At 63.1% G+C, this 26,984-nt stretch carries 22 protein-coding genes; 13 read left to right on the top strand and 9 right to left on the bottom strand.

Features of this window, described 5'->3' with window-relative positions; all coding sequences use genetic code 11:
- The first annotated feature begins 2 nt into the window (after positions 1–2).
- Positions 3–1,454 (top strand): amidohydrolase family protein, encoded by a 1,452-nt coding sequence (locus tag HNQ60_RS26035; protein ID WP_184335728.1) that lies wholly within the window; start codon positions 3–5, stop codon positions 1,452–1,454.
- 138 nt (positions 1,455–1,592) lie between these two features.
- Here HNQ60_RS26035 and HNQ60_RS26030 read toward each other — a convergent pair whose 3' ends face one another.
- The 7 genes from HNQ60_RS26030 to HNQ60_RS26000 all read right to left on the bottom strand — a co-directional run bounded on the left by HNQ60_RS26030 (position 1,593) and on the right by HNQ60_RS26000 (position 10,849).
- Positions 1,593–2,585 (bottom strand): tetratricopeptide repeat protein, encoded by a 993-nt coding sequence (locus tag HNQ60_RS26030; RefSeq protein WP_184335727.1) that lies wholly within the window; start codon positions 2,583–2,585, stop codon positions 1,593–1,595.
- 169 nt (positions 2,586–2,754) lie between these two features.
- A complete protein-coding gene (locus HNQ60_RS26025) occupies positions 2,755–3,846 on the bottom strand; it encodes a dipeptidase (protein WP_184335726.1) in 1,092 nt (363 codons plus the stop codon).
- Positions 3,843–4,763 (bottom strand): tetratricopeptide repeat protein, encoded by a 921-nt coding sequence (locus HNQ60_RS26020; RefSeq protein ID WP_184335725.1) that lies wholly within the window; start codon positions 4,761–4,763, stop codon positions 3,843–3,845. The genes HNQ60_RS26025 and HNQ60_RS26020 overlap by 4 nt, the downstream gene beginning before the upstream one ends.
- Before the next feature lie 3 nt (positions 4,764–4,766).
- Positions 4,767–7,970, bottom strand: coding sequence for a TonB-dependent receptor (locus HNQ60_RS26015; RefSeq protein WP_184335724.1), 3,204 nt, complete (start codon positions 7,968–7,970; stop codon positions 4,767–4,769).
- Positions 7,971–8,076: 106 nt separating this feature from the next.
- Positions 8,077–9,171 (bottom strand): FecR family protein, encoded by a 1,095-nt coding sequence (locus HNQ60_RS26010; RefSeq protein WP_184335723.1) that lies wholly within the window; start codon positions 9,169–9,171, stop codon positions 8,077–8,079.
- The gene (locus tag HNQ60_RS26005; protein ID WP_184335722.1) at positions 9,158–9,694 is read right to left on the bottom strand and encodes an RNA polymerase sigma factor; all 537 of its coding nucleotides are present in this window, start codon (positions 9,692–9,694) and stop codon (positions 9,158–9,160) included. The genes HNQ60_RS26010 and HNQ60_RS26005 overlap by 14 nt, the downstream gene beginning before the upstream one ends.
- Before the next feature lie 210 nt (positions 9,695–9,904).
- Positions 9,905–10,849, bottom strand: a complete 945-nt coding sequence (locus HNQ60_RS26000; RefSeq protein ID WP_184335721.1) for a hypothetical protein — start codon at positions 10,847–10,849, stop codon at positions 9,905–9,907.
- A gap of 193 nt (positions 10,850–11,042) precedes the next feature.
- Here HNQ60_RS26000 and HNQ60_RS25995 point away from each other — a divergent pair, with 193 nt between their 5' ends.
- The 8 genes from HNQ60_RS25995 (at position 11,043) to HNQ60_RS25960 (ending at position 18,179) form a co-directional block, all read left to right on the top strand.
- Positions 11,043–11,891 (top strand): helix-turn-helix transcriptional regulator, encoded by an 849-nt coding sequence (locus tag HNQ60_RS25995; protein WP_184335720.1) that lies wholly within the window; start codon positions 11,043–11,045, stop codon positions 11,889–11,891.
- 128 nt (positions 11,892–12,019) lie between these two features.
- On the top strand, positions 12,020–13,015 hold the full coding sequence (locus HNQ60_RS25990; RefSeq protein ID WP_184335719.1) for a phosphotransferase family protein: 996 nt from the start codon (positions 12,020–12,022) through the stop codon (positions 13,013–13,015).
- A 1-nt stretch (position 13,016) separates the two neighbouring features.
- The gene (locus tag HNQ60_RS25985; RefSeq protein WP_184335718.1) at positions 13,017–13,412 is read left to right on the top strand and encodes a DUF6285 domain-containing protein; all 396 of its coding nucleotides are present in this window, start codon (positions 13,017–13,019) and stop codon (positions 13,410–13,412) included.
- A 10-nt stretch (positions 13,413–13,422) separates the two neighbouring features.
- Positions 13,423–14,694, top strand: coding sequence for an acyl-CoA dehydrogenase family protein (locus HNQ60_RS25980; protein ID WP_184335717.1), 1,272 nt, complete (start codon positions 13,423–13,425; stop codon positions 14,692–14,694).
- A 124-nt stretch (positions 14,695–14,818) separates the two neighbouring features.
- Positions 14,819–16,027, top strand: coding sequence for a DUF4331 family protein (locus HNQ60_RS25975; RefSeq protein ID WP_184335716.1), 1,209 nt, complete (start codon positions 14,819–14,821; stop codon positions 16,025–16,027).
- An 18-nt stretch (positions 16,028–16,045) separates the two neighbouring features.
- On the top strand, positions 16,046–16,876 hold the full coding sequence (locus tag HNQ60_RS25970) for a DUF4198 domain-containing protein (protein WP_184335715.1): 831 nt from the start codon (positions 16,046–16,048) through the stop codon (positions 16,874–16,876).
- Positions 16,877–16,881: 5 nt separating this feature from the next.
- The gene (locus HNQ60_RS25965; protein WP_184335714.1) at positions 16,882–17,520 is read left to right on the top strand and encodes an alpha-ketoglutarate-dependent dioxygenase AlkB; all 639 of its coding nucleotides are present in this window, start codon (positions 16,882–16,884) and stop codon (positions 17,518–17,520) included.
- Positions 17,521–17,606: 86 nt separating this feature from the next.
- On the top strand, positions 17,607–18,179 hold the full coding sequence (locus HNQ60_RS25960; protein ID WP_184335713.1) for an LppP/LprE family lipoprotein: 573 nt from the start codon (positions 17,607–17,609) through the stop codon (positions 18,177–18,179).
- Positions 18,180–18,181: 2 nt separating this feature from the next.
- Here the strand turns inward: HNQ60_RS25960 and asnS are convergent, their stop codons facing one another.
- Entirely contained in the window at positions 18,182–19,579 is a 1,398-nt protein-coding gene (gene asnS, locus HNQ60_RS25955; protein WP_184335712.1) for an asparagine--tRNA ligase, read from the bottom strand.
- 73 nt (positions 19,580–19,652) lie between these two features.
- Positions 19,653–20,645: an AraC family transcriptional regulator gene (locus tag HNQ60_RS25950; RefSeq protein WP_221304468.1), complete on the bottom strand. Its 993-nt coding sequence runs from the start codon at positions 20,643–20,645 to the stop codon at positions 19,653–19,655.
- 290 nt (positions 20,646–20,935) lie between these two features.
- Between HNQ60_RS25950 and HNQ60_RS25945 the strand changes: the two genes are divergently transcribed.
- From HNQ60_RS25945 to HNQ60_RS25930, 4 genes are all read left to right on the top strand, one after another.
- Complete coding sequence (locus HNQ60_RS25945) at positions 20,936–23,320, top strand: TonB-dependent receptor (RefSeq protein WP_184335711.1); 2,385 nt, start codon at positions 20,936–20,938, stop codon at positions 23,318–23,320.
- Between the two features lie 317 nt (positions 23,321–23,637).
- Complete coding sequence (locus HNQ60_RS25940; RefSeq protein WP_184335710.1) at positions 23,638–24,618, top strand: quinone oxidoreductase family protein; 981 nt, start codon at positions 23,638–23,640, stop codon at positions 24,616–24,618.
- Positions 24,619–24,642: 24 nt separating this feature from the next.
- On the top strand, positions 24,643–25,926 hold the full coding sequence (locus HNQ60_RS25935; RefSeq protein WP_184335709.1) for an MFS transporter: 1,284 nt from the start codon (positions 24,643–24,645) through the stop codon (positions 25,924–25,926).
- Positions 25,927–25,930: 4 nt separating this feature from the next.
- The gene (locus HNQ60_RS25930) at positions 25,931–26,959 is read left to right on the top strand and encodes a YeiH family protein (protein WP_221304467.1); all 1,029 of its coding nucleotides are present in this window, start codon (positions 25,931–25,933) and stop codon (positions 26,957–26,959) included.
- Positions 26,960–26,984: the final 25 nt, after the last annotated feature.

Here is a 26,984-nt window from a genome sequence, read left to right as displayed (position 1 = left end):
TCATGCCCTTCGCTGATGCGACCCAACCCCTCCGGCTGCACCTCCTTCTGGCCGTCGCGCTGGTCTGCGCCGCGGGCTGCAGCCAGAAAGCTGAAGCGCCACGCGAGATCGATCTCGTCATTGCGAATGCGAAGGTGATCGACCCGGGCTCCAGGAGCGTTCTGGAAGGCGCCGTCATCGCGATCGACGATGGCCGGATCGTCGAAGTCGCACCCTCGCTCTCACCCACCCTGAAGGCAATGCAAACGATCGATGCCGCCGGCAGGAGCGTCGTCCCGGCCTTCGCCGACCTTCACGTTCATTGGGGCAACGGCACGTTCGCGGAAAGCGGGAACATCGTCGAGCAGACGCTGGCCCGCAATCTTTACTACGGCATCACTCGCATTCTGAACATGGGGTCAAACGGCGCGTCGCCCGCGGAAATCGATTCGTACCGCGGCAAGCTCGCTGACGGGACGTGGCAGGGACCGAAGCTCTACGCAGTCGGCTCGTTGCTCACGGTCCCCGGATCGCACCCCACGACGACGATCTTCCCGCCGGACCTGCGGAAGAAGATTGCCGAGACCGTTGCCGCCGCACCCGAACAGGGGCCGATCGATCTGATGCCGCTGAGAGCCATCACGCTCGTTCGTACCGCCGACGAAGTGCGGACCGAGGTGAAGCGACTCGCATCGTGGGGCGCCGATGCCATCAAGCTCACGATCGAATCGGGACCCGGTCCTTTCGGTGACGACCATCCCCAGATGTCCGAAGAGATCGTGCGTGCCGCCGTGGAAGAAGCGCACGCTGCGAAGATTCCCGTGATCGCGCACGTATCGTCGCGAGATGAGCTCGATGTATGTCTTCGCACGGGCGTCGATGCCGCCGCGCATTCGATCATCACCGGGCCGTTCGACGCGGAGTTGCATCAGCGAATGGGTGCAGCCGGCTTCTTCTATGTCGTCACACTCGACCTGTACGACGGCTTCCTGAACTGGAGCGCCGATCCCGATCGCATGAACGACGCGTTCCTGCGCGAAACACTGACGGACGCGGAAGCAGCGTCGATGCAGAACGCTCCGAAAATCTTCGCCCGCGAACAGGAGTTCTTCGGCAAGAGCGGGCTGCGCCCGATCCTCGATCACGTGCGTGACGCCCAGCGGGCAGGCGCGCTGCTGGTCACTGGCACGGATACGGGCAATGCGTTTGCTTTTCCCGGCTACGGGACGCACCAGGAATTGCGATTGATGGTCGAAGCCGGCGTTGCGCCGATGGACGCACTCGCGGCAGCCACTGTCAACGCGGCGAAATTCCTGAAGGAAGAAAACGAGTGGGGATCGATCCAGCCCGGCCAGGCCGCGGACCTGCTGATTCTCGACGGCGACCCGCTCGCCGACATCATGAACACCCGGCGGATCGCGCACGTCATTCAGCGCGGCACGCCGATCGATCGTTCGGCGCTGCGGATCCGATAGCACTGTGGGTCCGACTTTTGCCGGACGTCAGGCCGAAGGCCCAGATCGCGTGACGCGATGACGTCCGGCTAAAGCCGGACCCACAGCAAGAACTCCTCTCTAGATTCTGGCTAACAGCTCATTGCTGGCCGGCTAGCCTCAGGGCTTTTCTTCCCCGTACACCAGAATCCAGTCCGCTTCCGCCTGTACGCGCGCAAAGAAGCTCCAGGTATCGATCTGCATCGCCCGACGCAGGTGATCCTTGGCCTCGGCCGCGCGGCCCTGAATCAGGTAGTAGTTCGCGAGCGAGAAGCTCGTGCTCGACTTGATGCCGTCCGACGTGCTGAACGCCTTGCCGCTGTCCTTGTCGTCGAAGAAGGACGACGGATCGCGGCGGTGCTTGAAGAGCTGCAGGCCTTCGAAGTAGTTGTTCGATTCGAGGTTGTCCTTGAGATCGACCAGATCCATCGTGTAACCGTCGAGGAGCGCCTGGGCAGCATCGAACTGCGTGCCGCGCGCGAGGGAGATGTACTGCCAGTAAGTACCGGCTGTGATGCTGCTCGCTTCACCGACGCCGGCTCCGACCTGACGCGAGCGATCGAACCAGTGCGCCGCCTGCTTGTAGTCATGCTTCGCGAGGAACGCATGGCCCAGGTGATAGTAGAGATAGAACTGCACGACGTCCGGCGTGCTCGGAAAATAGTCCGGGCCCAGCTTCTCGCGCTCGAGCGGCTTGTTCTCGTACAGCGCGGCGGACCGCAAGCCGTCCTCGACCGAACGATCGAACTCGCGCAGGTTGAAATAGCGATGCGCCCGATGGCGCAGCAGTTTCGCCGAGTTCGGATATTTCTTGAGGCCGGCGGTGTAGACGGCGATCGCTTCGCGCATCAGTCCCTGGTAGCCCAGAAGGCGTCCGTACCAGGTCGCGGAGTCGATCGTGAGGTTGGTCTCGTAGGCTGTCTTCGCCTCGGCCACGGCACGCAGCAGCGTATCCGTGGGCGCGACGTTCACCGGATTCGGGCCGGTCGTATAGAGCTGCTCGCCGAACAGCGACTTGCCCTGCAACACGCGCGGCCCTTGCTCGGCAGCAACGGCGGACCCCATCGCCGCGACCGCGGCGACGCCGATGAACAAGCTCTTGCTGAATCTCATGCTGAATTTCCCCTTGTAGCCTGGCGCGATGAACTGCGCCGCGAAATCGATTCTCCGAGGATACGGACACGAAGATGGATTCCCGCTTTCGCGGGAATGACTGCGAGGTCGTCACCTCGGCGACGGCGATCGTCATCCCCGCGAAAGCGGGGATCCATTCCTGGTCAACTTAACCCACGACTTCCTTGTAAAGACGGTACAAGTTCCCGCCCATGATCCTGTCGATATCCGACGCCGGGAACTTGTGCCGCTTGAGCCCGTCGTGCACGACTTCCATGCGTCGCGGCCCGTTGAGCTTCTCGAGATAGAGCGGCCAGTCCGTCGGCTTGATCTGCGATCCTTCTTCCTGCAGCAGGATCTTCAGCTCTTCCTCGGTGTCAGGAATGACGCGGTGATCGCGGTCGCTGCCGATGCCGATGTGCTCGATGCCCGCCACTTTCACGGCGTGCACGATGTGCTCGAAGTAGACCTCGAGGTTGTCCTTCTTCGCGTCCGTCAGGAAGGTGCGGATCTGAGTGATGCCGACGACACCACCCTTCTTCGCGATCGCGCGCATATTCTCGTCGGTAGTGTTGCGACGATGCGGACGCAATGCTTTGCACGCCGTGTGAGAAATGATCATCGGCCGCTTTGCGGCCGCCACGGCGTCGGCCATTGTCTTCATGCCTGCATGCGACAGATCGAGCAGCACGCGCTCCTTCTCCATGCGCGCAATGAGCTCGCGGCCGAACGGCGTGACGCCCGGATCATTCTCCACGAAGCAGCCGGCGCCGGAGTAGTTCTGGGTGTTGTAGGTGAGCTGGATGCTTGTGAGACCCAACCCTCGCAGCACGGCCACGCGATCGAGATCGCGCGCAACCGGATTGGAGTCCTGGATGTTGTAGAACACCGCCAGCTTGCGCTCGCGCGCTGCGCGATCGACGTCCGCAATGCTGCGAGCCAGGATGAAGTGATTCGGCAGCGACTTGAGGTAGCGGTTGTACGCCGAGATGTCCAGGAGCAGCAGATCGAGCGCCTCGTCGACACCGACCTTCGGATCCGTCAGTGTGATCGAGATGGCGCGCGTACCGCTCGCGATGATGTCATCGAGCAATGCAGGCGTATAGACCGTGCGGATCTCACCGAGCGCATCGAAGATCGGCGAGCCACCCTGCCCGCTCGCGGCCCACAACGTGCGCGGTGTGGATGCTGCAGCGACCGCTCCAGCAATAGCGCCGAGGGCGGCGCGACGTGTCCACGAACCATTCATCTGGCTGCTCATTTGGCACCTCGGCGTGCCCGCGACGCGAGCAACTCGGTCTCCGCGGGCCAGAAGCCCTGCGGCGTCTTGGTGATGATGTCGGTCCACGTACGTTCCGCTTCGGCGTGCTGGCCGCGGAAGTGATAGTCCATGGCGACGGCGAACGAGCTGATTGCATCGCCCTTCGCGATCACGCTCTTCGCATCGAGCACGCCTTGCATGAACTTGACGCCATCGTAGTAGCCGTCGTTCTCCAGCAGCTTGAGATCGCCGGGGATCTTGCGAACGAGCTCGTTCGCTTCCGCTGTCCGCCCGAGCTTTCGCAGGGCGAGATATCGCCAGTACGTCGTAGCGACCGTGTGATCCGGATTCTGGACCAGCGGCTCGCTGATCGATCGCTCCATGCCCTGCAGCGTGCCCGCATAGTCTCCTACCGCCCAGAGCGTCTGCCCCAGGTAGTAGTGCATGTTGCCGCGGTACGAACCGAGGAACTGGTTGCGCTTGTTGACGATGCCGTCAGGCTCGTAGCTGTCTTCAATGCCCTGCATCAACTCGACGCCGCGCCGATAGTCCGCAATCGCAAGCTCGAACTGGCGCGTGCGCGCGTACTTTCGTCCGCGAAAACGCAGCAGCTTGTAGCTGTCCGGAAATTTCCCGAGGCCGACGGTGAAAGCGTCGATCGCTTCGTCGAAGCGATTCAGATACGCAAAACGCCGTCCCAGCCAGATATAGGAGTCTTCCCGCTCAGGCGCGATCTCCATCGTTTTCTGTGCGATCAGGAGATCCTTCTCCAGCATCGCGCGCGTGGCCGGGCTCCAGTCCGGATCGCGAAGCTCAGTCCCGATCAGGGATTTGTGCTTCGCGACCGGCTCCGCCGCGGATGAATCCGCGAAGCCCGTCGCCGCAAGCGCGGCGACGAGCGGCAGCAGGATGCGCATCGATCAGAACTCCACCGAGGCGCCGAGATAGAAGTAGCGGCCGATGACGTCGTACGTGTTCTGGTCAGTGTTGCCTTCGATGGGCGAGGACAGCAGCGGAGCCTGCTTGTCGAAGGCGTTGCGGACACCGCCGTAGACCGAGTACTTGCCCAGGTCATAGGCGACATTGAAGTTGTGATACCAGTAGGCCGGCACTTCCGGATTCGTGATACCCGCCGTCGGATTCGCGCTGCCCGCGGCGAGCGCATTCGCGTACTTGCGATCCTTCACTGACGAGAGGTACTGCGTGCTCCAGGTGAACCGCATGTCGCCGGTGACCCAGGTCACGTCCGTATTCGCTCTCCATTCCGGAATCGCCGCCGTGTCGCCGCCGACCGTGCCGACGCGATCGATGACCGGCGCATCCGGGTTCGCCTGGAACGTGTTCTGCTCGACCCAGGTCGCCAGTGCCGAAACATGCAACCGCGATCCGGCGCCGCCGAATCCGAAGTCGAAGTCCCAGGCGTACTGGCTGGCGAGGTCGATGCCGGACGTGCGCAATGCACCCACGTTCGCGAGTGGTACCCGGAAGTCCGCGATCTCATAGTTGCTCGGCGAGCGACGGATCGTCTGGCAATACTGGCTGTTGATATCCAGGCTTGCGAAGCAGGCGTTCAGCGTGCCGATCGCACCACCGGCGAGACGCTCGATGGCATTCGAGATCTTGATGTCGTAGTAGTCGAGCGTCACATTCAGGCGCGGCAGCGCTTCCGGCGTGTAGACGACACCGAGCGTGACCGTGTCCGACTCTTCCGGTTCGAGATCCGGGTTCGACACCAGCAACCCGGAGATCGCCGCGCCGTTCTGCTGGTAGACACCGATCTGATCCGCCGGGATGCCCTGCGCGATACACAGATCGCGAACAGCACCTGTCGGGTTCGCGGACGCAGAGCAGGGCTCGATCGTCTGCGGGAATGTCTGCGTTGCGCCGCCGAACAGTTCGTTGATGTTCGGTGCACGAACGGCGCGCTGATACACACCGCGCAAACGCCACGTCGGATTGAAACGCCACTCACCGCCAGCCTTGTACGTGTTGACGCCACCGGCCAGCGAATAGTCAGAGTAGCGGGCAGCGACTTCGAGGCCGACGTAGTCCATGAAAGGCTTGTCTGCGATCAGAGGAACGATCGCTTCGCCGTACGCTTCCCACACGTCGAACGAGCCCGAGGTCGCGCTGCGCTCGCCGAAACCTGCCGAGATGAAGTCACGCACGATCGGTGCAGGGTTGTCCTGGCTGGAGACCTGGCGGTACTCCGTACCGAACGCGGTCGAAACCGCGCCAGCGGGCAGCGTGAACAGATCACCCGTGATCTGCGCAGCTGCGATCTCTTCCGTACCGCTGATGGTGCTGACGTTGTCGGAACGCAGGTACGCAACCTGCTCCGGCGTCCAGTCCGTCAGGCTCGTGATGAGCGAGCAAGCCGGATTGCCATTCGCGCAACGCGTCGGATCATTCGGATCAGGCGTCGAGGCTTCGACGATCATGCGGCGCGACACATCGCCCTTCTGCACTTCCGTCGTGTTGAGGTGGCTGTAGCTGTAGCTCACATCCCAAGCCCAGCCCGAATCCCACTCGCCCTTGAGGCCGCCGATGCCGCGGAAGATATCGCGCGTGAACGAGATCTCACGCTTTGGGAACGAATCAGGTACGAGGAAGCGCACTGCAAACGGCGCGTTCGGGTTGGGACGCGCGTTGAGCAGCGCGCGAATCTCAGGAGAGATCCATGACGCGTTTACAGGCATCGCAGGCGCGTTGTAGGTCTGACGCACGTTCGGTGCCGACGGCGACAATGCTGCCGCCGAGAAGACGCGGTTGTAGGTCGTTTCGAGATAGACAGTCGCGTTATCGGTCGCATCGAAGGTTGCGCGACCATAGACGTTGGTGCGCTCGAGCGGCGTCTGGATCGCGTAGTCGCCGGTCGCATCGAAGAATGCGTCCTGGGCGGCGACGTACGGACGCGGCACGAGATCATCCAGCGCGTAGTCACGATTCGTGAAGCCGCCAGTGCCGTTCGGCGTCGGAATCGCAAGCAGCGTGCCGCCACGACGGCTCGCGGAGCCCGTCCGAACGAACGTGGTGCCGTTGTCTGTCAACGCATAGCGCGACAGTTCGCGCTGGTTGCCGCGCAGCAGGTCACGCTCTTCGTGGCTGATGTGCAGCCAGCCCGAGGATCTCTCACCCGTTCCCCCGATCGTAGTCGAGGCACTCCATACCGAAGCATCTCCTTCGCCGGAGATGCCGTATTGTCCTTCGACTTCCATGCCGTCGAACTTGTCCTTGAGGATGAAGTTGACGACACCGGCCATCGCGTCCGAGCCGTACACAGCCGAACCACCGCCCGTCACGATCTCGACGCGGTCGACGATCGATGCAGGAATGTTGTTGACGTCGACCGTGCCGCCGGGGCCGGAAGCGATGAAGCGCTTGCCGTTGACCAGCACGAGGCTGCGCTTGGCGCCGAGGCCGCGCAGATTCAGCGTCGAGGTCGCATCGGCATCGCCGAACACGTTGCTCGACTTGGTGTTGCCGGCAACGAGCTGCGGCAGCGTGTTGAGATACGCTTCGACCGACTGCGTGCCGGTCTGCTTGAGGCTTTCCTGATTCACCGTGGTGACAGGCGATGAGCTCACGAGGTTCGTCGTGCGGATACGCGATCCGGTGACGATGACTTCGGCAACAGGTGCTTCCTCCGCATCCGCGCTTGCTGCCGCGGCGGCGCGTTGCGGCACCGTTACCGCGCCCGACGGCGGAGCTGCCGATGTATCGAGTTGCGCGAGACGAATCGGACGCATCTGTGTCGTGCTGACACGATCCAGCGTCACTGTTTCGCGACCGCGTTCTCCCGCTGGCGCAGGCTGCAGATCCGAAGGCGTCAGTACGATGTACGCGCGATCATTGAGTGCGCGCCAGGTGAATCCGCTTGGCGAGAGCAGCACTTCCAACGCCTTGTCCGCAGCGTAGTCGCCGCTCAGCGGACCGACGAGGATTTCATCCTGACCTGCATCACTGAAACGACCGACCTGAAGGCCGGTCTGGCGCGCAAGCTCCTGCAGCGCCGCGTCGAGCGGCTGGCGCGAAATGTTGAGGTTGTAGAGCTTGGCATCTTCCGCGCTGGCCATGCTGGCCATGAGGCATGCCGCTACCGCAGTGGCGATTGCAATCCGCATCGTTGGTCTCCCCGCCCAGTACGATCTGGTTGTCGAAATACGTTCTGATTAAGTAAGACCGGGCGACCTCACGAACTTCCCCCTCGACAGATCGATCAGCCGCGCTTTAGGGAGCGGCTGCGACAACGATGTTCTGGCGATCCGGATACGTCACACTGACGTGAGCGCCGGCGCCGATGAAGGCAATCAGCGTTTCCGGATCGGACGCCTGGAACACGCCGCGCACCAGACGCTGTCCCAGATCTTCGCCTTCGATGCGCAACTGAACATGGTTGTAGCGATTGAATTCTTCGGCGACATCACGCAACGGCACGCCGTCGAACACGAGCCTTCCCTCGGACCAGGCGAGCGCGCGCTCGGCATCGACTTCACGCACGGGTTCGGCGCTGCCGGAAGACTGCACGATGACCTGCTTGCCCGCAGTCAGACGCACTTCACTCACGCTCTTCGATACGACGCCTGCGCTTGCGGGCTGAGCTGCCGACGGGCTCTCGTCCTGCTGTGTCATCGGAAGGATTGGAATCTTCGGCGCAACGGGGCGCACCGCGACTTCGCCCTCGGCAACTGTCACGATGATCTCGTCCTTCTTGTGCTCGACGCCGAAGGCCGTGCCGATTGCGCGAACAGCGGTATTGTTGGCCGCAACGATGAACGGTCGATTCGGGTCCTTGCTCACGTGGAACAGGGCACGTCCGCGAACCAGCGTGATGTTGCGTACGTCATCGCTCATGCTGGCGCGGACCATCGACTCTGGTTCGAGCCGGACGACGCTGCCGTCGCTCAGCATGACTTCGCGCCGCTCGGCACGATCCGTCACGATCACCTCACCGCGGCCGAGCCACATCCATGCGCCGCCGACCACGAACGTGCACAGGCCAGCCGCGAGTGCGGCCGGCAGCCATGCAGAGCGGCGACGGGGCGCTGACTCTTCGCGCGGTGATTGGTCGCGCAAAGTCACGACGTTGTCGTTCTCATCCGCGCCGTCGGTGGCAACCTCGCTCCAGCCTTTGAACCTGCCCAGTGCATCGTGAACATGCGCAACATGCAGCATCGCGGACACGTGCAGAGGCGATTCGCGCAGCCATTCCGTGAACTGCCGCTGATCCTCAGCCGACAGGGTGTCCGCTGAGCGCGTATCCATCTTGATCCACCACCGACTCGCCTCCTCCGTGGCGAGCCTGCGCCGTTCATTCGCTTCCATACTTGAGCGCTCCTGTTTGCTGCAGCTTCAGCTCGCCGCGCAGTTTGCTATAGCTTTTCTCGAAGTCCCGACGCACGACCCGCAGCGTTACGCCGATTCGCTCGGCGATCTGCGCATGCGTCAGTCCTTCCTCGAAATACAGTTTGATGATCTGGCGTTCGCGCGGCGTCAGGGTATCGACGGCGCGACGGATTTCGTTCTGGGCGGCGGCGCTGTCGAGCGTCTCCTCGACCTGATCCTCCGCGACCAGCGAGTCGAGCCAGTGGGGCTCGTGCTCGAACCGGTGACGGGCGCGAATCGCCCACTCCGCGGCGACGTTCGACGCGATCTTGAACAGATACGCCTGCGGCTGACTGACCACTTCGCTGGTGCGATAGCGCAGCAGGCGGAGGAAAACCTCCTGGGCGATATCGTCCAGGTCGGCGACGCGCACGGCTCCGCGCCCGACGAGAAACCGGCGCAACGGGGTGCGCAGGCGTCGGAACCAGTCGGCAACGTGGCCTTTGGAGCCCGGATCGGACATGAGCGGTGAGGCTTCTCGCGGAGTCGTACCTGAGGGTTAAGACCGGGTATGGGCATCCGCTTCCCCCTCCCGGACGGCGAGCGCGGCCAGTTTTCTTTATGAATATGGCCGATCCATCGATCGGGACGGGCACATATATATGAGAGGGAGGGGGTTGGCGATCGGCGAAACCCCTCGGCCTGCGTGGGCCGGACGCAGCCGGCCAGAGGCTCACTCTTCGTACAGGAGCTTGTGCAGCAGCCGCGCCGATTCGGATTTGGAGTCGCTGGCCGCGGCGAAGTCCCAGATGGCGCGTGTAGCGAAAATGACGGCACCATTGCCGGTCTTTTCATTGAACGCGAGATTCACGCTCGTACCGCACGAACGTGCGCCGCCGCGGTAGAAGGGACACCAGGCCCAGTTGTCGAACCTGCGTTTGCGCGGCTCGCTGATGATCGCGTCGTCGGTCTTCACGATCACCTGCGGCGATCGCCAGTAGTTGGGTGGACGTCCATGGCGCTCGATGAGCTCGAACAGCACGCGCTCGTAGTTCGTCGGCTCATCCTCGCGCAGGGCCGCCAGCGCTTCGCCGGTCTGACTCTCGAAGACGAGACGGGCGCCGCACAGGACCAGCCGCTGTTCAATGTCAGGCGGCGGCTTGCCGCGACCGCCGGCCCAGTTGGCGCAGAACATATACGTCACCGGATACATTACTACGCCGGTGTTCGTGAAGCGCATTCCCTGTTCCGGGATCACGAACTCCGCGAACATCTGGAACTGCTCGTGTTGATCGATCCGCAGCGAGTTGAGGATGTGGTTGATGTCGCAGTCGGCGGTCGCGAGGCATGGGTTGCCGCTCCAGATGTACCTGCCCGGCGTGAAGGTGACTTCGATGTTCACCGGCCGGTATCGCTCGAAATTCGCGGGCCGCTCTCCCCACTTGAGGTCGCCGATTCCAGTCGGAGGCTGGTAGCGAGAGAAACGCCACTTGCGTTGTTCCTTCGCCTTCTTCAGAAGCGCGGCACGCTCATCGTTCCCGGCTTCAGTCGTCTGGGCCGCTGCTTCCGCGATGGAAGCGGAAGAGTCCTCATCGGCGTGGGAATGAGCTGCGGCGGTCGCAGCGACCGCGGCGAACCCCACGATCAACAGCCTGATATTGCGGCGGATTCCGTTCATTTGCAGCTTGGGCTTCGGATCTTGCGCTGCCCGATTCGCCTGAGTTGGACGGCAGGATATCCCAGTTCACCCGCCCCTGCCCGCCGGTCCGCAAATGAGGCGATGCGGTCACGATCCCTGCCCGCAAAGGTCCCGATGGCCCGCGGATCCGCTACGATGGGCGCGCTCCGTTCAAAGAATGACCGAACGCCGCATGACCCAACTCTCCGTTCAATGCCTGCTGAGCACCGCCACGGCGACGATCAGTGATGTGATCTGCCGGGGCGATTGCCGTCATGCGAGTGCGGAAGAGTGTGCAAGCACGACACACCTCGTGTTTCCCTATCGCGGTGTCTATGTCCGGCATGCGCGCAGCGAAGCAACGGTCGCCGAAGCGAACCAGCTGCTGTTCTTCAACGCTGGCGAAGGCTACCGCATCAGTCATCCGCTTTCCGGCGGCGATGCGTGCCTGTCCATTGCGCTCGGCGGAGACGGATTGCAGGAGCTCTCGCCGCGTGAACACCTGGACAGCTCGTCGCGCGTCACCTTCAAACCCGCACGCTTGCGCATCGATTCACACGCTCAAGCGCTCGCCGCACAACTGCGCTACGGCCTCGCCGGAAAGATCACAGAGCCGCTGGAAGCAGAAACAGCCACCGTGGCACTTGTCCGGCGTGCGTTGGGATTGAAGACCTCTCACGTCTCCCGTGGTACAGCGGTCCGGCGGAAACTCGTCGATCGCGTGAAGCTGGTACTGTCGTCCGATCTTTCGCGCCGCTGGTCGCTTGCGGACATCGCCGCGGAAGTCGGCGGTTCGCCGGTCTACCTTACGCAGGTATTCCAGCAGGTCGAAGGCATGCCGCTGTCACGCTATCAATTGCGATTGCGCCTGGCGCGGTCGCTGGAGCTGCTGGGCAGCTACGACGATCTGTCGCGGCTAGGGGCGGACCTGGGATTCTCGAGTCACAGTCATTTCAGTGCAGCGTTCAGACAGGCGTTCGGGCGAACGCCCGGGGAATTTCAGCGATCAGTGAGACATGGACTCCCGCGTTCGCGGGAGTGACGGACCACTGTCATTTCCGCGAACGCGGGAATCCATCGGCGGCTCGACAGTATCGATCTCGATAGGTGCGGTCGAGGTGCCTGTTCTGCCATTCTCCGCGACCAGTGGAGGGCCAACGCCGATCTCCGATGACCTCGAACGCAGACAGCTTCCAGGATGCACTTCAGGCCGTGGTCGTCGCCCGCATTCCGGGCGTGAGCGCAGTGCATTCGCTGCGTCACCTGTCTGCCGGCGCGAGCATGGAAACGTGGTCGTTCGATGCCGAGTCGACGACCGGCACGATCCCACTGATCCTGCGTCGGCGGCCGCCCGGCAATGCACAGCCTGAAGATTTCGCCGGGCTCGGCACCGAAGCGTCGGTGATCCAGGCTGCGGTCGCGGCAGGCGTCAAGGCACCGATCGTCCGCTACGTATTGCAGCCGGACGATCGTCTGGGCGGCGGTTTCCTGATGGAGCGCATCGAAGGCGAGACCATCGCGCGGAAGATCCTGCGCGACCCGGCCTTCCAGGCGATTCACCACGTGCTCCTGAAACAGATCGCAGAGACGGCGGCGCACATTCACGCAGTGCCGCTGGATCGGCTTCCGCCTCTGAAGATGCAGAGCGTCGCACAGACGCTCGATGAATGGCGGCAGGAGTATCGCAGCCAGGGTCAATCGCGTCCCGTGTTCGAGCTCACGCTTCGCTACCTGCGCGATCACGAGCCGAAGACGCCTTTCACTCCGCGACTCGTGCACGGCGACTACCGCATGGGCAACCTCATCGTCGGCCCGGAGGGACTGCGTGCGGTACTCGACTGGGAGCTCTGCCACATCGGTGATCCCATGCACGATCTGGCCTGGCTGTGTCTGCATCCGTGGCGCTTCGGCAAGATCGATTCGCCAGCCGGCGGGCTCGGTTCGCGCGAGGCGCTCTATTCGGCCTACGAGAACGCCAGCGGCGAACGACTCGATCGTACGCGGCTGCGCTACTGGGAAATCTTTGGCAGCCTGCGCTGGGGACTGATGTGCTCCGGCATGGTCGACTGGTTCCGCAGCGGCCGCGATCGAAGTGTCGAGCGGGCGATGATCGCGAGGCGCGCGTCCGAGAGCGAGCTCGACTTGCTGCGGATCCTGGAGGAGTGAAATGCAGGACCACCCGACACCCGCGGAGATTCTGGAATCGGTTGCGACGTTCCTGCGAGACGTCGTTCCCTCGAAGCTGCCGCCGCGCGAAGCATTCGATGCGCGTGTGGCGGCGAATGCTGTCGAGCTCGTACGGCGTCAGCTGGCCTTGAACGCTGAGACAACTCAGCAGGATGACGCTGAGCGCCAGCGACTGAGGAGTCTTCTCGGCAGTCACGGATCGCTTGAGGAGCTCAATCAACAGCTCTGCGCAAGGATCGCCGCGGGGCAGCTCGGCCTCGACGATCGGGAACTCATGGAGCATCTCTGGACCACGACGCTCGCCAAGGTCGCGGTGGATCAGCCGACGTACGCCAGCTATCAACGCACACTTGCCGGGCGAGCGGGCAAGGAATAAGGAGCTCCGGATGGATTTCGATCTGCCGGCCGACCTGGTCGACTACCTCGGCAAGCTCGATGACTTCATCGAGCGCGAGATCGAGCCGTTGCAACGGGCGAACGACAACGAGCGATTCTTCGATCATCGCCGCGAATGGGCTCGCACCGACTGGGATCGCGGCGGGCTGCCGCGCACCGAGTGGGAAGCGCTGCTCCACGAAGCGCGTGCCCGCGCGGACCGTGCGGGATTCTTTCGATATGCCTTGCCCGAAGAGTACGGCGGCGCGGGCGGATCGAATCTCTGGATGGCAGTGATCCGCGAGCATCTGGCCGCGAGGGGCCTGGGACTGCACAACGACCTGCAGAACGAGCACTCGATCGTCGGCAACTTCCCAGTCGTGATCATGCTGCGTGATTTCGGCAGCCCCGCACAGAAGGAGGAGTTCATCCGGGGCTCGCTCGACGGTACTCATCGATTCGCCTTTGGGCTCACCGAACCGAATCACGGCTCGGATGCGACCCACATGGAGACACGCGCGGTGCGTGAGAGTCGCGGCGGCCGAGCGGGCTGGCGCATCGACGGCGAGAAGATGTGGACCACGGGTATGCACGTGGCCACGCATTGCATCGTGTTCGCGAGGACGTCCGGCGAAGCGGGCGCAGCAAAGGGAATCACCGCATTCCTGGTCCCGGCCGACAGCGAAGGCGTGGTGATCGAAGAATATCTGTGGACGTTCAACATGCCGACCGATCACCCGCGCGTGAGCTTCACGAACGTGTGGGTGCCCGAGGACGCACTGTTCGGCCCGCCCGAAGGCGGTCTCGCGCTCGCGCAGGCATTCGTACACGAGAATCGCATCCGGCAGGCCGCCTCCTCACTCGGCGCCGCTGTGTTCTGCGTCCAGGAGAGTGCGAGGTACGCACGCGAGCGCCAACCGTTCGGCAAGGCGCTTGCCGAGAACCAGGCGATCCAGTGGCCGCTGGTCGAACTCGCGACGCAGATCGAGATGCTGCGATTGCTGATCCGCAAGACTGCGTGGGAGATGGATCGCATGCCGCACCCCGAAGTGGAGAGGCGGCTGTCCGATCGCGTGTCGATGTGCAATTACTGGGCGAATCGCCTGGTGTGCGAAGCCGCCGATCGGGCAATGCAGGTGCACGGCGGTATCGGCTACTCGCGCCACAAACCGTTCGAGCACATCTACCGTCACCACCGCCGCTACCGGATCACCGAAGGGTCGGAGGAAATCCAGATGCGGAAGGTGGCGGCATACCTGTTCGGTTACATCAAGCGCGGGTAGGAGCTCCCCGTCATGGCCTCCCGCGTTCGCGGGAGTGGCCGCACTGCTGTCAGCTAAAGATTCTGACAGCGCCACGCGCAACGCAATGGTCTGCTACACGCTCCATGCAGCGGTAGGGATCGTGATGAACAGTATCGGGAACGGATTGGTGGTCGCGCTTCTGTGCGTGAGTTCATGGTGCCCGTTGACGGCATCCGCCGCCAACCATCTCGACACCCCCACGACTGTGATGAACCCGCGCGCCGACATAGGCGACGTGTTCTCTTGGATGTCGGCCGATGGCAAACGGCTCAACCTGGTGATGACCATCGTGGGACATTCCTTCTCGGAAGAACTCACCTACACATTCCACATCGACAGCGGCAGACAGTTCAGCAAGACGACAGCGTCGACAGCGATCACATGCAAGTTCGCATCGATGAGCTCGGTGAAATGTCTCGCGGGCAGCGCGGATTTCGCACAGGGCGATCCAAGTGCCGTCGCGGGTCTCGCCAGCAGCAGGGGACGATTCAGAGTCTTCGCCGGACTGCGCGACGATCCATTCATCAACAACGTGAAAGGCTTTCGGGCGGGCTATGAAATTGCCGCGGCGAAAGTGCGCGCAGGCGTACCCGCGGACGACGCGGGTTGCCCGCGCTTCGATGCAGATACATCCAGGCAGATACTCACGAAATTCCGTGAGGTCGACGGCAAACCGGCGACGGATTTCCTGCGGGGCTGGACGCCGTCGTCGCTCGTGATCTCGGTGGATCGCGACATCGTGGCGATCGGCGGTGACCTGCTCGCCATCTGGGCCACGACGAGCAACGCGAAGCGCCAGCTCGATCGCATGGGTCGACCGCTGACGCAGAATGCGTTGCTCGCCACGCTCGGCCCGGCGGAACGCGCCGATGAACTGAAGGAGCGCTTCAACGAGACGACACCTGCAACGTTCACCGAGTTCGTGACCGAGATTGAGAAGGGCCTCGCGCTCTACGATGCTTTCGATGCGCACTGCGGCAATCAGTTGCTGGCGGATCGATCTGCAGCGGCGGACGCCCGATACGCACAGCTTGCACGCGTGCTGGCCGACGATCGACTGTGGGTCGACAGCGCTTCCTCGGTCTGTCGCCAGTTCTTGGCAGTCGAGCTGACGCACGCTGCCGGCCGCAAGTCACTCGCCACGGACTGCGGCGGGCGAACTGTCACCGACGACTCCATCGACGTGTATCGGGCATTGCTGGTGAACGGAACGACGAGCGGGGTGGAGGATGGCGTCGACACCGACGATCACACCCATTCATTGACGGCCTTTCCATTTCTGGCGGCGCCCGGAACTGCCTCAGGCTACTGACCGATGATGCGCGACACGATGATCCGATCGCTGGCTGCGATCGCGGTGACCGCGAGCTTCGGCTCGAATGCGCACGATTTCTGGATTCAGCCGGCAACATTCAGCCCGCGGATCGATGAAGCAGTGTCGATCACGTTGCTGGTGGGAGACCCGTCGTCGCGGCAGCGCTCGCAGATCAAGTCGAAACGCATTACCCGTTTCGATTCGATCGGGCCGAGCGGCGAGAGAACCGATAGGCGCGGCGTGCTGACGCTGCACGAGCCGCAGCACGATGGTGAACTGCGCTGGAAGGCCCCCGGCACTCACGTGCTGATTCTCGAAACCGACAATCGCGCCGAGAGCTACTTGCCGGCGGAAAAGTTCAATGCCTATCTCGCCGAGGAAGGACTGACACCAGCGCTGAGGCATCGCCAGCTCACTGGACGAACTGTCGCGGAGGGCTCCGAGCGATACAGCCGCCGGGCGAAGATGCTCGTGCAGGTCGGCGGCGCAGCCGACAGCAATTCATTCTCGATGCCCACAGGGCTGTCACTCGAACTCGTGCCGGAAGCCAATCCTTACGCGACGCCCCCTGCTGCCCGCCTGCCGCTGCGGGTGATCCATGAAGGACAGCCGCTGGCGGGTGCGCTGGTAAAGATGATCGACCTGCGCGGCAACCTGACAGTCGTTGACAGGTTTACGAGCGATGCTGCCGGTCGGGGAAGTTTCGCAATGCCGTCGGACGGGGAGTGGATCGTGAGCGTGACGTGGACCAGGGTCCTGCCCGAAGCCGAGGAAGTGGATTTTGAAACCGTGTTCTCGACACTGAGCTTCGGATTTTCCCCAGGAACAATGACGCCGCGGAGATGAGGACCATGGCCAGCTCTTCCGGGCGCGACAATCAGGCGGACCTGTTCTCGGTGCCCGAGGCGCTGGCGATCGATACCTCATTCGCCACCGCGAACCGTCGCAACCTCGACGGCACCTCTTGGCTCGAAGTCGTGCCCGGCTGGCTGACCGGATCGACGGATCTGTTCGAAGCCCTGCGCAGGGAAGTGCCGTGGAAGCAGCACCATCGCCGCATGTTCGAACAGATATTCCTCGAGCCGCGACTCACTGCGAGCTATCGGAGTATTCACGACGCGCCGCATCCCGCAATCATCGAGGCTGCGCAGGCGCTGTCGGATCACTATGGCGTGAAGTACGACAGCCTCTGGATGAACCTCTATCGCACGGAGGAAGACAGCACGGGCTGGCATCGCGATCGGTTTTCCTGCCGGCGACCATTGTGCATCGTTCCGGTGCTTTCTCTCGGTGCCACCCGGCGCTTTCAGATCAAACCGCGCTCAGGCGGCACCTCCGTGAACGTGAATCCCCGATCCGGTGACCTGGTGGTCATGGGCGGGCGCAGCCAGGAAGACTGGGTTCACGGCGTACCAAAGAGCGACGCCGCGTGCGGCGCCCGCATCAGTGTGAATTTCCAGAGCGCGGAGCAGGCACACCGGCCGAGCTGAGACGATTTTCGAGCGATTTACGCTACCCGGGCGGGCACCGCAGCACGGCAGTGCATGGCGGAAAATTCACGGGTATCCTGCCTTGCATGATTCGCACGCTGCCAATCCTGGTTGCGCCTTCGATACTGCTCTGGTCCTGCGTCTGCGCTGGGGAAGCAAACTGGCTGGATGACCTGAATCCCGCCAACTGGAACAAACCCGGCATGACGATTCCGGCGGCACCCGTGAACCAGAGGGACACCGTTCTCGCATGCGAGGGCTATACCCGGCCGCCACAATTCCTCGAAGACAGGAACGTGCGCGAACGGGGATGGAATCTGATGGGCCCGTACCAGGGCGGATGGAACGTTCTCGTGATCGCCGCCGCGGCCGGCTATGACGGGATGTGCCGGCCGCTCCAGTATCAGTACTTCGTCTTCGTCCGCGGAGCGTTTGCGGGAACGCTCTCGCCCGGGCTCATGGACAGCCGCACCGACGGCGCGCTCAACAAAGTGTCATTCCACAGCAGCGGCGAGAATCTGGATGCGCAGTACCTGCGCTACACCCAGAGCGACGCGTTGTGCTGTCCGTCACGAACGGTGAGTGTCGTCTTTGAGATCGATCGGGTGAACCGCCTGGTCCGACCCAAAGTGGCCACTACCTCACCGAATCGTCCTTGAGCTCAGAAGTCCGCATTGCCCGGTGAGCGCGGGAACGGAATCACGTCGCGGATATTCGCCATGCCGGTCGCGTACTGAATCGTGCGCTCGAAGCCGAGGCCGAAGCCTGCGTGCGGAACGCTGCCGTAACGACGCAGGTCGCGATACCACGAATACGCGTTCTTATCGAGATGCTGCGCATCGAGGCGCTGGTCGAGCACATCGAGCCGGTCCTCGCGCTGCGAGCCGCCGATGATCTCGCCGATGCCCGGCGCGAGGACGTCCATCGCGGCAACCGTCTTCTCATCGTCGTTGAGGCGCATGTAGAACGCCTTGATGTCTTTCGGATAGTTCATGACGACGACCGGGCGGCCGATATGCTCGGTGATATAGCGTTCGTGCTCGGCCTGCAGGTCGAGGCCCCACTTCACCGGGAACTCGAACTTGCGGCCGGACTGCTCGAGCAGTTTGACCGCATCCGTGTACGTGATGCGCTCGAAGCTCGATTCGACGAACTTCTCGAGGCGCGTGATGCAATCCTTGTCGATGCGTTCCGCGAAGAACTTCATGTCGTCCTGACGTGAATCGAGCAACGACCGGAACAGGTGCTTGAGGAAGGCTTCCGCCAGATCGGCATCGGCGCTCAGGTCGGCGAAGGCGATCTCCGGTTCGATCATCCAGAACTCGGCCAGATGGCGCGGCGTGAAGGACTGCTCGGCGCGGAATGTCGGACCGAACGTATAGACCTTCGAAAGCGCGAGGCAGTACGTCTCGACGTTCAGCTGGCCCGAGACCGTGAGGAACGTGGGCTTACCGAAGAAATCCTTCGAGAAATCGATCCGACCGTCGCCCGTCTTCGGCAGGTTGGCGATGTCGAGCGTCGAGACACGAAACATCGCGCCCGCGCCCTCTGCGTCGCTGGCTGTCACGATCGGCGTGTGAATCCAGAAGAAGCCGTTGTCGTGGAAGAACTGATGCGCGGCCATCGCGAGCGCATGGCGCACTCGCGTCACGGCGCCGAAGGTGTTGGTACGCGGCCGCAGATGCGCGACTTCCCGCAGATACTCGAACGTGTGCTGCTTCGGCGAAACCGGATAGGTATCCGGATGCTCGACCCAGCCGATCACCTCGACCGCGTCGGCCTGCATCTCGATCGCCTGTCCCTTGCCTTGCGAACGGACGAGTTTCCCGGTGCACGCCACGGCGCAACCGGTGGTGAGCTGCAGAACTTCGGTGGTGTAGTTCGCGAGCGTGTTCGGCGCAACGATCTGGACATTGTCGAAGCACGACCCGTCGGAAACGGCCAGGAACGAGAATCCCGCCTTCGAGTCGCGCCGGGTGCGAACCCATCCCTTGAGGGTGACGACTTCATCGAGGGGTATGCGCCCCGCCAGAACGCTGGCGACTGACAATGCTGACATGTATACGCTCCCGAGCCTGATCGAGCTTGTGACTGCGTATTACACATCGATGCGGCCAAAAAATCTAACTGGCCTAGGATCGCTCCCACTGCGTCGGCGCGACGCCGAACTCATTCTTGAACCAGCGCGTGAACGATGTCTGCGTCGAGTATCCCAGCAGCTCCGCCACGTGACCGAGCGAATGCTGGCCGCTTTCGATGTAGCGAACCGCGAGCTCCCTGCGCACGGTGTTGATCAGATCCGAGAACGTGACGCCCCGCTCCTCGAGCTGTCGCTGCAGAGTACGAACGTTCACCGCGAGACTCTGCGCCACCTGTTCGACTGTTGCCCGTCCCATCGGCAGAAGAAGGTAGATCGCCTCGTGCACCTCCTCCTCGATCGTCTTGTCTGTCGCCTTGGGCAACGTCTGCAGTAGCTGCTCGGCATAGCGCGCCAACGCAGGGTTCGCCGCTGAGCAGGGATAGTCGAGGTCCGCGGAGTTGCAGACGAAGCCGTTGAACTCGCTGCCGAACTCGAGCTTGCAGCGGAACAGCCGTCGATGCAGTTGCAGATCCTCCGGTGCTTCGTGCAGGAACAGCACTCGCTCCGGCTTCCAGTGACTTCCGAGCAGCGCACTGCCCGCTCTTGCCAATACGCCGAGCGCGAGCTCCGTTGCCTGCCGCGAATACATGGGCGGGTCCGTCACTATTTCCTGGCGGATGACGACGTGCTTGCCGACGTCGCTCATCTGCAGGGTGAGCGCCTCGTTGAGCAGGTGCCGATAGTTCATCAGCGCGAGCAGCATCTCTCGCAGCGTCGGCTGGTGCGTGACCAGCAATCCGACCGCGCCGAAATCCGAAATCTGCCGCGTCTCCGCCATCCGCAATCCGAATGTCGGACAACTGGCGATGCGCGCCGACTCCTCGAGCAACGTGACCGCGGCGCTGGCGGGAATCTTGTTGTCGGGATTGGCGAGGATCGTGCGATTGAGACCAGCGTCACTGAGGAGTGTGACCGGGTTCAAACCGACCTGCTCGGCCACGTCGAAATAGTTCGTGAGCGCCGCGGCGCGGACCATGCGGGTCATTGGATGTCGTATCGCAGGTTCGGCAAAGGGCGTAAATCCTGAACGACTCTAGCCCCCGTGTCGCGAAATGAAAAGGCCCTGTCATCCCGTGCACAGCACGGGGCTGCGCGCGACCTCTAGGCTCGGTCTCCGGACCTGACGCCGTGGACGAAACAACGAACGGGAGGGGTGCGACCGGTGACTCGTCGGCAGTACCACTGTCTCGCGCACGGCGCCAGGTTCACCACTGTTGCATCGCCAGAAGCTCGTTGGCTGGTCATGCCGTACCAACATGTCCGGGGGTTTTTTCGATGAAGACATCGTACTCGTTGCTCACGCTCGCCATCGCGACCGTTCTCGGTTCGCAGCAGGCGCGGGCTCAGGCCGAACCAGCCGACACCAGCGTGACCGCACTCGAGGAAATTCAGGTCATCGCGCGCAAGACATCCGAACCGATCCAGGATGTCCCGATGGCGATCTCGGCCGTCACCGCGGAGCAGGTTCAGGCCGCGGGCATCCGCGACGTCGCCGACCTCACCGTTGTGGTGCCCTCGCTCGTCGTGACGACGAACTCGAATCCCTTCAACACGAGTTACCGCATCCGCCGCATCGGCAACGAAGGCAACATTCCGGATTTCGAACCGGATACGGGCCTCTTCATCGATGGTGCATATCGCTCGCGTTCCGGTCTCGGACTGGGCGACCTCGCCGACATCGAACAGGTCGAAGTGCTGCGCGGACCGCAGTCCACTCTCTACGGCCGCAACGTGACTGCCGGTGCAATCAGCGTCCGCACCGCGATGCCGAGCCAGACCTTCGGCGCCATGGGCGAACTGACCTCCGGCAACGACAACTTCTGGGGCGTCCGCAGCTATGTCACCGGCGGCCTGACAGATTCAGTCTCCGCGCGACTCAGCGTGACGGGCTCGCGTCGTGACGCGATCGCCGATAACCTGATCGGTGACGACAGCGACGATCTGAACCAGTTCGCCGTGCGCGGCCAGCTGCTGTTCGAACCCAGCGATTCCTGGCAGATCCGCCTCATCGGCTCGCATGTCGAGCGCGACATGAAGCCCGCACTGGCCGACATGTACTACGGTCCTGCTGTCAGCGCCCTGGTCAACGCAACTGCGGCGAATCCTGCCGCGCTCGGTGCCGCCGACGGCCCTGGCCTCGCAGACGGCGTCATCAACTCCAGCGCGCAGCCGATCCTCGACAACGATCCGCTGAACCGCCGCGTGCAGGCGCTTGCTCCGCTCCAGTTCGAGCAGAAGTCCGACGAAGCCATCGCTTCGATCGAATACTCCGCTGATTCGTTCACGTTCACTTCGCTCTCGAGCTACGACGTCTACGACGTCACGCAGAGCTGGAACGACGCCGGCCAGACCGGCCTCGAGCTCGTGAACTACCGTGATTTCCAGACCGGCGAGACCTTCAGCCAGGAACTGAGGATCAACTCGCGCGGTGGCGATCGCTTCAACTGGCTGGCGGGCGTGTACTTCTACGACAACCACTTCCAGCGTGGCGACGAAGACAAGCACGAATTCACGCTGGGTCAGGCCATCGACGAACTGGGCGTCGCCGCGGGCATCGCATCGCCGACGCTGCCGAACGTGCCCGTATTCGGATTGCCCGGCGACACCGGCGATTTCTACGAAATCTCCGACAGCCAGAGCTACGGCGCGTTCGCGCAGAGCTCGATGGACGTGACAGACAGCCTCGCGGTCACGCTCGGCCTGCGCTACTCGCTCGAAGAGAAGGACGTGTCGCTCACGAACACGCCGTTCACTTCCGCCCCGGGCCCGCTCGCAGGCCTCTCCCTGCCCGTGCGCCTGCTGACGCCGGCTGCGGCATCGTTCGCCCTGAACGACGAATGGGATGCGGTCACCGGCACGTTCAACACGGTGTATCGCTTCACTCCGGATGCAATGGCATACGCGACTGTCGCAACCGGCTTCAAGGGTGGCGGCTACAACGGCGGCTTCGGCAACACCCCGCTGGCGCGACGTCCGTTCGATTCCGAGGACGTCATCAGCTACGAAGTCGGTGCGAAGACCGAATGGGGTGGCCGCGTCCGCCTGAACGCCGCAGCGTTCCTCGCTGACTACGACGACTTCCAGTCGGCGTCGTTCATCGGCCTGCAGTTCCTGGTCAACAACGCAGAGAAGGTCCGCGTGCAGGGCCTCGAAGCGGACATGACCGCCCGCCTCACCGACGGCCTGACGCTCGACATGTCGGCGACGTATGCCGAAGCGACCTACGAGAAGTACACGCAAGGCTCGTGCTACTCGGGTCGCGCTCCTGACGATCCCGCGACGGGCGGCTGCGATCTCTCGGGCCAGACGTTGCCGTTCGCACCGGAGCTGACTGCGACAGCCGGCCTGACGTGGGAACAGGACGTGGGTCCGGGCACCATCTTCTCGCGCCTCGACGGCAACTGGATCGGCGAACAGAACGTGACGTCGGAGCTCGATCCGAATCACGGCATGCAGGATGGCTACGCGATCGCGAATCTGCGTCTCGGCTGGCGCCAGGGCTCGTGGGAAATTTCGACGTGGGTGCGCAACCTCACGGACGAGACCTACATCACCCAGACGGCGCAGTCGAATCTCTTCGCGTCGCTGGCGGACGGCACGTATCAGAACTATCTCGGTGCGCAACGCTCGTACGGCATCTCCGTCCAGGCGAAATACTGATCGAACACCTTCGGGCCCGGTGCAATGCCGGGCCCGAAGGAAGAGTAAGGAACGGGAGAAAGAATCTCCACGGGGAACACGGGGAGCCACGGGGTAAGAGCAATCTCCCCCCAGAAATGCCGATAAGGACGATCGCAGCGCGACACTCGATCGTTTTCTGTCCCCGTGGCTCCCTGTGTTCCCCGTGGAAAATCCGGCTCTTCCTCCTGGTGAGCCCGACTGTCGCGAAATGAACAACCCCTGTCGCCCCATGAGGTAGCTGCCCGGGCGGCACTTTTCTACCTTCATCCACAGCAGCAGCGATCGCGGAGAATCTCGTGGCGAAAGCAGTTCGTTTCCATCATGTCGGCGGTCCTGAAGTGCTGCGCCTCGAGGACGTCGAAGTCGGCGATCCCGGGCCGGGACAGGCCCGCATCCGCCATGTCGCCGTCGGCCTCAACTTCGCCGACACCTACTTCCGCAGCGGTCTCTATCCGGTCCCTCGTCCGAGCGGCATCGGCGTCGAAGCATCGGGCATCGTCACGGCCATCGGCACGGACGTCAGCAATGTCGCTGTTGGTGATCGCGTCACGTACACCGGCTTCGTCAACACACTCGGTGCGTACAGCACCGAGCGGCTGATTCCGGCAGCGCCGCTGATCCGGCTGCCCGAGACCATTGCCTTCGAAACCGCGGCGGCAATGACCATGCGCGGCCTCACCGCTGCCTACCTGCTGCGTCGTGTTCGCGATCACAAGCCGGGTGACGTCGTGCTGCTTCATGCTGCCGCAGGCGGTGTCGGCCTGATCGTGGCGCAGTGGGCGAAGTTGCTCGGCATGACGGTCATCGGGACGGTGTCGACGGACGCGAAAGCAGACCTCGCGCGTGCGTACGGCTGCGACCACACGGTGAACTACGCACGTGAAGACGTCGCGAAGCGCGTCCGTGAACTGACTGGCGGAGTCGGTGTCGATGTCGTCTTCGACAGCGTCGGCAAGGACACCTTCATGGCGTCGCTCGACTCGCTCAAACGCCGCGGCCTGCTCGTCAACGTCGGCACGGCGTCGGGAACGATTCCGCCCTTCGATCCGCAGTTGCTCGCGATGAAAGGCTCGCTGTTCCTGACGCGGCCGGCTCTCGCGGACTACATCGCGGATCCCGCAGAGAAGGCCGCGCTGGCGCAGGAGCTGTTCGACAACGTCGGCAGCGGACGCATCAAGATCGAGATCAACCAGCACTACGCGCTGGAAGATGTCGTGGCGGCGCACCAGGACCTGCAGTCGCGCAGGACCACGGGCTCCTCCATCTTCGTCATCTGACCTCTTCATCCGGGAGCGAAACTCATGGCGCTTCCTGTTCGGAACGCTGCTCTGGAAAACGACGCCGAGGTGTCGGTATCGCGCAGGTACGCGTGGATCGTCTTCGCCGTGACGTTCGGCCTGCTGCTGTCGGACTACATGTCGCGGCAGGTGCTCAACGCAGTCTTTCCGCACCTCAAAGCAGAATGGGCGTTGTCCGATGCCCAGCTCGGAACGCTCAGTGGCATCGTGTCGCTCGCGGTGGGCTTGCTGGCGTTGCCGCTCTCGCTGCTCGCCGATCGATGGGGCCGCATCCGCAGCCTCGTGCTGATGGCGGCTCTGTGGAGCGTGGCCACGCTCGGCTGCGCGATTGCACAGGACTTTCAGCACATGCTCATCGCGCGCCTGCTCGTTGGCGTCGGTGAAGCGGCTTATGGCAGCGTCGGTCTCGCCGTCGTACTGACCGTCTTTCCTGCCCGATTGCGAGCCACCATCACAGGGATGTTTCTCGCCGGCAGCATGATCGGCTCAGTGCTGGGCATCTCGATCGGCGGGCTGCTCGCGCAACAATTCGGCTGGCGCAGCGCCTTCACCGGAATGGCCGTGTTCGGCGGGTTGTTGACGATCTGCTATCCACTCATCGTTCGCGAGCGACGGATAGCGTCGTCGCCGCAGCAATCGACCACGGCTCCGCGACCGAAGCTGAGCGACGTCGTCGGCAGCTGCTCGGTCATCTACACCTATCTCGGCAGCGGCGTCCAGGTCTTCGTCAGTGGAGCGCTGCTCGCCTGGCTTCCGAGCCATCTGAACCGCGCATATCACATGCCCGTCGCACAGGGAGCCCTCGTCGCCGCGGTGTTCGTGCTGGCGAGTGCCACAGGCATGGCGCTCTGCGGGAACCTCAGCGATCGTATCGGTCGCGACTCGCCCACCACGAAATTCGGGCTCGCGATTGCGTATTGCCTGACGTGCTTCCTGGTACTGACAATCGCATTCCAGTTGCCGCCTGGTCTGCCGCAACTGGTTCTGATCGGACTGGGCATGTTCGTAGGCGCGGGAACCGTAGGGCCCTCGGGCGCAATGGTCGCCAATCTCACACCGGCGCCTATCCATGGCACCGCGTTCGCCACGCTCTCGCTGGCCAACAATCTGCTCGGATTGGCGCCGGGGCCGATCGTCGTCGGCGCCCTCGCCGACGTCTATGGTCTGACGACGGCGCTGCAGCTCGTGCCACTCGTGTGCCTTGCCTCAGCTCTACTGTTTGCTCGCGCCGCGCGGTGCTGTCGCACGGACCTCCGGCATAGCGAAATGCGTGCCGACCTGGCGTAGGCCCATGGTCTCCACGACACTTTCGATCGTTCGCGACGCGATGGTGACGTTCCCGGAACGCAGTCGCGAACTGCTGCCTGGGCTGACGGTCACAGCCATCGTTGCCGCAGCTGCCACTTTCCTGGCGGATCACTATCAGGCGCCGCTGATGCTCTTCGCGCTGCTGCTCGGCATCGCGATGAATTTCCTCTCGGGCGAAACGCGTTGCGCCGCAGGCATCGACTTCTCTGCGCGTGCCGTTCTGCGTACTGGTGTCGCGCTGCTCGGGGTTCGGGTGACGTTCGATCAGATTGCGCAGCTGGGCTGGCAGCCGCCCGTCATCGTCATCGTATCGCTCGTCGTCACGATCGGCGTGTCGACGCTGCTGGCGCGGTGGATGCGCTTCCACACGTTGTTCGGCTTCCTGACGGGCGGAGCCACCGCGATCTGCGGCGCGTCTGCTGCCCTTGCGCTCTCCGCCGCGCTGCCCGCTCATCCGGGCAAGGAGAAAGCCACGACGTTCACCGTGATCGGCGTTTCCGCGCTGTCCACGATCGCTATGATCGTCTACCCGCTCATCGCGCATCTGCTCGACCTGTCGCCGGCAGCAGCGGGCCTGTTCATTGGCGGCACGATCCACGACGTTGCGCAGGTCGTCGGTGCCGGCTACAGCATGTCGCAGGAAACTGGCGACGTTGCCACGGTGGTCAAGCTGATGCGGGTCGCAATGCTGCTGCCCGTGATCGTATGCGCTGCCATGATCACTCGCGCACAAGGCGATGGTCGCGGCACACGGCCGCCGCTATTACCCTGGTTCGCCGTCGCCTTCGTGGCTCTGGCGGCATTCAACAGCCTCGGTTGGATCGGTTCCGCTACCCGCGACGTCGCCAATGATGTCTCACGCTGGTGCCTGGCGATCGCGATGAGCGCGATAGGCATGAAGACTCAGCTGAAGGAACTGGCCGCCGTGGGATTGAAGCCGGTCATCCTGATGGTCATCGAGACCGTGTTGCTCGCGTGTCTGGTGCTCGGGCTGTCACACTGGCTGGGCTGAAAGAAGCTGGCCAGCAAGATGAGCT

Source organism: Povalibacter uvarum, assembly GCF_014202975.1.
GTDB lineage: Bacteria > Pseudomonadota > Gammaproteobacteria > Steroidobacterales > Steroidobacteraceae > Steroidobacter > Steroidobacter uvarum.
This window is presented reverse-complemented; position numbering and strand designations above follow the sequence as displayed.

What these genes read in the sequence shown, in the direction of transcription:
- HNQ60_RS25945 (WP_184335711.1), top strand. Translation starts at nt 20,936, where the DNA reads ATGAAGACATCGTACTCGTTGCTCACGCTCGCCATCGCGACCGTTCTC.
- HNQ60_RS25965 (WP_184335714.1), top strand. Translation starts at nt 16,882, where the DNA reads ATGGCCAGCTCTTCCGGGCGCGACAATCAGGCGGACCTGTTCTCGGTG.
- HNQ60_RS25960 (WP_184335713.1), top strand. Translation starts at nt 17,607, where the DNA reads ATGATTCGCACGCTGCCAATCCTGGTTGCGCCTTCGATACTGCTCTGG.
- asnS (WP_184335712.1), bottom strand. Translation starts at nt 19,579, where the DNA reads ATGTCAGCATTGTCAGTCGCCAGCGTTCTGGCGGGGCGCATACCCCTC.
- HNQ60_RS25970 (WP_184335715.1), top strand. Translation starts at nt 16,046, where the DNA reads ATGATCCGATCGCTGGCTGCGATCGCGGTGACCGCGAGCTTCGGCTCG.
- HNQ60_RS26000 (WP_184335721.1), bottom strand. Translation starts at nt 10,849, where the DNA reads ATGAACGGAATCCGCCGCAATATCAGGCTGTTGATCGTGGGGTTCGCC.
- HNQ60_RS25975 (WP_184335716.1), top strand. Translation starts at nt 14,819, where the DNA reads ATGAACAGTATCGGGAACGGATTGGTGGTCGCGCTTCTGTGCGTGAGT.
- HNQ60_RS25950 (WP_221304468.1), bottom strand. Translation starts at nt 20,645, where the DNA reads ATGACCCGCATGGTCCGCGCCGCGGCGCTCACGAACTATTTCGACGTG.
- HNQ60_RS25990 (WP_184335719.1), top strand. Translation starts at nt 12,020, where the DNA reads ATGACCTCGAACGCAGACAGCTTCCAGGATGCACTTCAGGCCGTGGTC.
- HNQ60_RS26010 (WP_184335723.1), bottom strand. Translation starts at nt 9,171, where the DNA reads ATGGAAGCGAATGAACGGCGCAGGCTCGCCACGGAGGAGGCGAGTCGG.
- HNQ60_RS25935 (WP_184335709.1), top strand. Translation starts at nt 24,643, where the DNA reads ATGGCGCTTCCTGTTCGGAACGCTGCTCTGGAAAACGACGCCGAGGTG.
- HNQ60_RS26025 (WP_184335726.1), bottom strand. Translation starts at nt 3,846, where the DNA reads ATGAGCAGCCAGATGAATGGTTCGTGGACACGTCGCGCCGCCCTCGGC.
- HNQ60_RS25985 (WP_184335718.1), top strand. Translation starts at nt 13,017, where the DNA reads ATGCAGGACCACCCGACACCCGCGGAGATTCTGGAATCGGTTGCGACG.
- HNQ60_RS25995 (WP_184335720.1), top strand. Translation starts at nt 11,043, where the DNA reads ATGACCCAACTCTCCGTTCAATGCCTGCTGAGCACCGCCACGGCGACG.
- HNQ60_RS26020 (WP_184335725.1), bottom strand. Translation starts at nt 4,763, where the DNA reads ATGCGCATCCTGCTGCCGCTCGTCGCCGCGCTTGCGGCGACGGGCTTC.
- HNQ60_RS26015 (WP_184335724.1), bottom strand. Translation starts at nt 7,970, where the DNA reads ATGCGGATTGCAATCGCCACTGCGGTAGCGGCATGCCTCATGGCCAGC.
- HNQ60_RS25930 (WP_221304467.1), top strand. Translation starts at nt 25,931, where the DNA reads ATGGTCTCCACGACACTTTCGATCGTTCGCGACGCGATGGTGACGTTC.
- HNQ60_RS25980 (WP_184335717.1), top strand. Translation starts at nt 13,423, where the DNA reads ATGGATTTCGATCTGCCGGCCGACCTGGTCGACTACCTCGGCAAGCTC.
- HNQ60_RS26030 (WP_184335727.1), bottom strand. Translation starts at nt 2,585, where the DNA reads ATGAGATTCAGCAAGAGCTTGTTCATCGGCGTCGCCGCGGTCGCGGCG.
- HNQ60_RS26035 (WP_184335728.1), top strand. Translation starts at nt 3, where the DNA reads ATGCCCTTCGCTGATGCGACCCAACCCCTCCGGCTGCACCTCCTTCTG.
- HNQ60_RS26005 (WP_184335722.1), bottom strand. Translation starts at nt 9,694, where the DNA reads ATGTCCGATCCGGGCTCCAAAGGCCACGTTGCCGACTGGTTCCGACGC.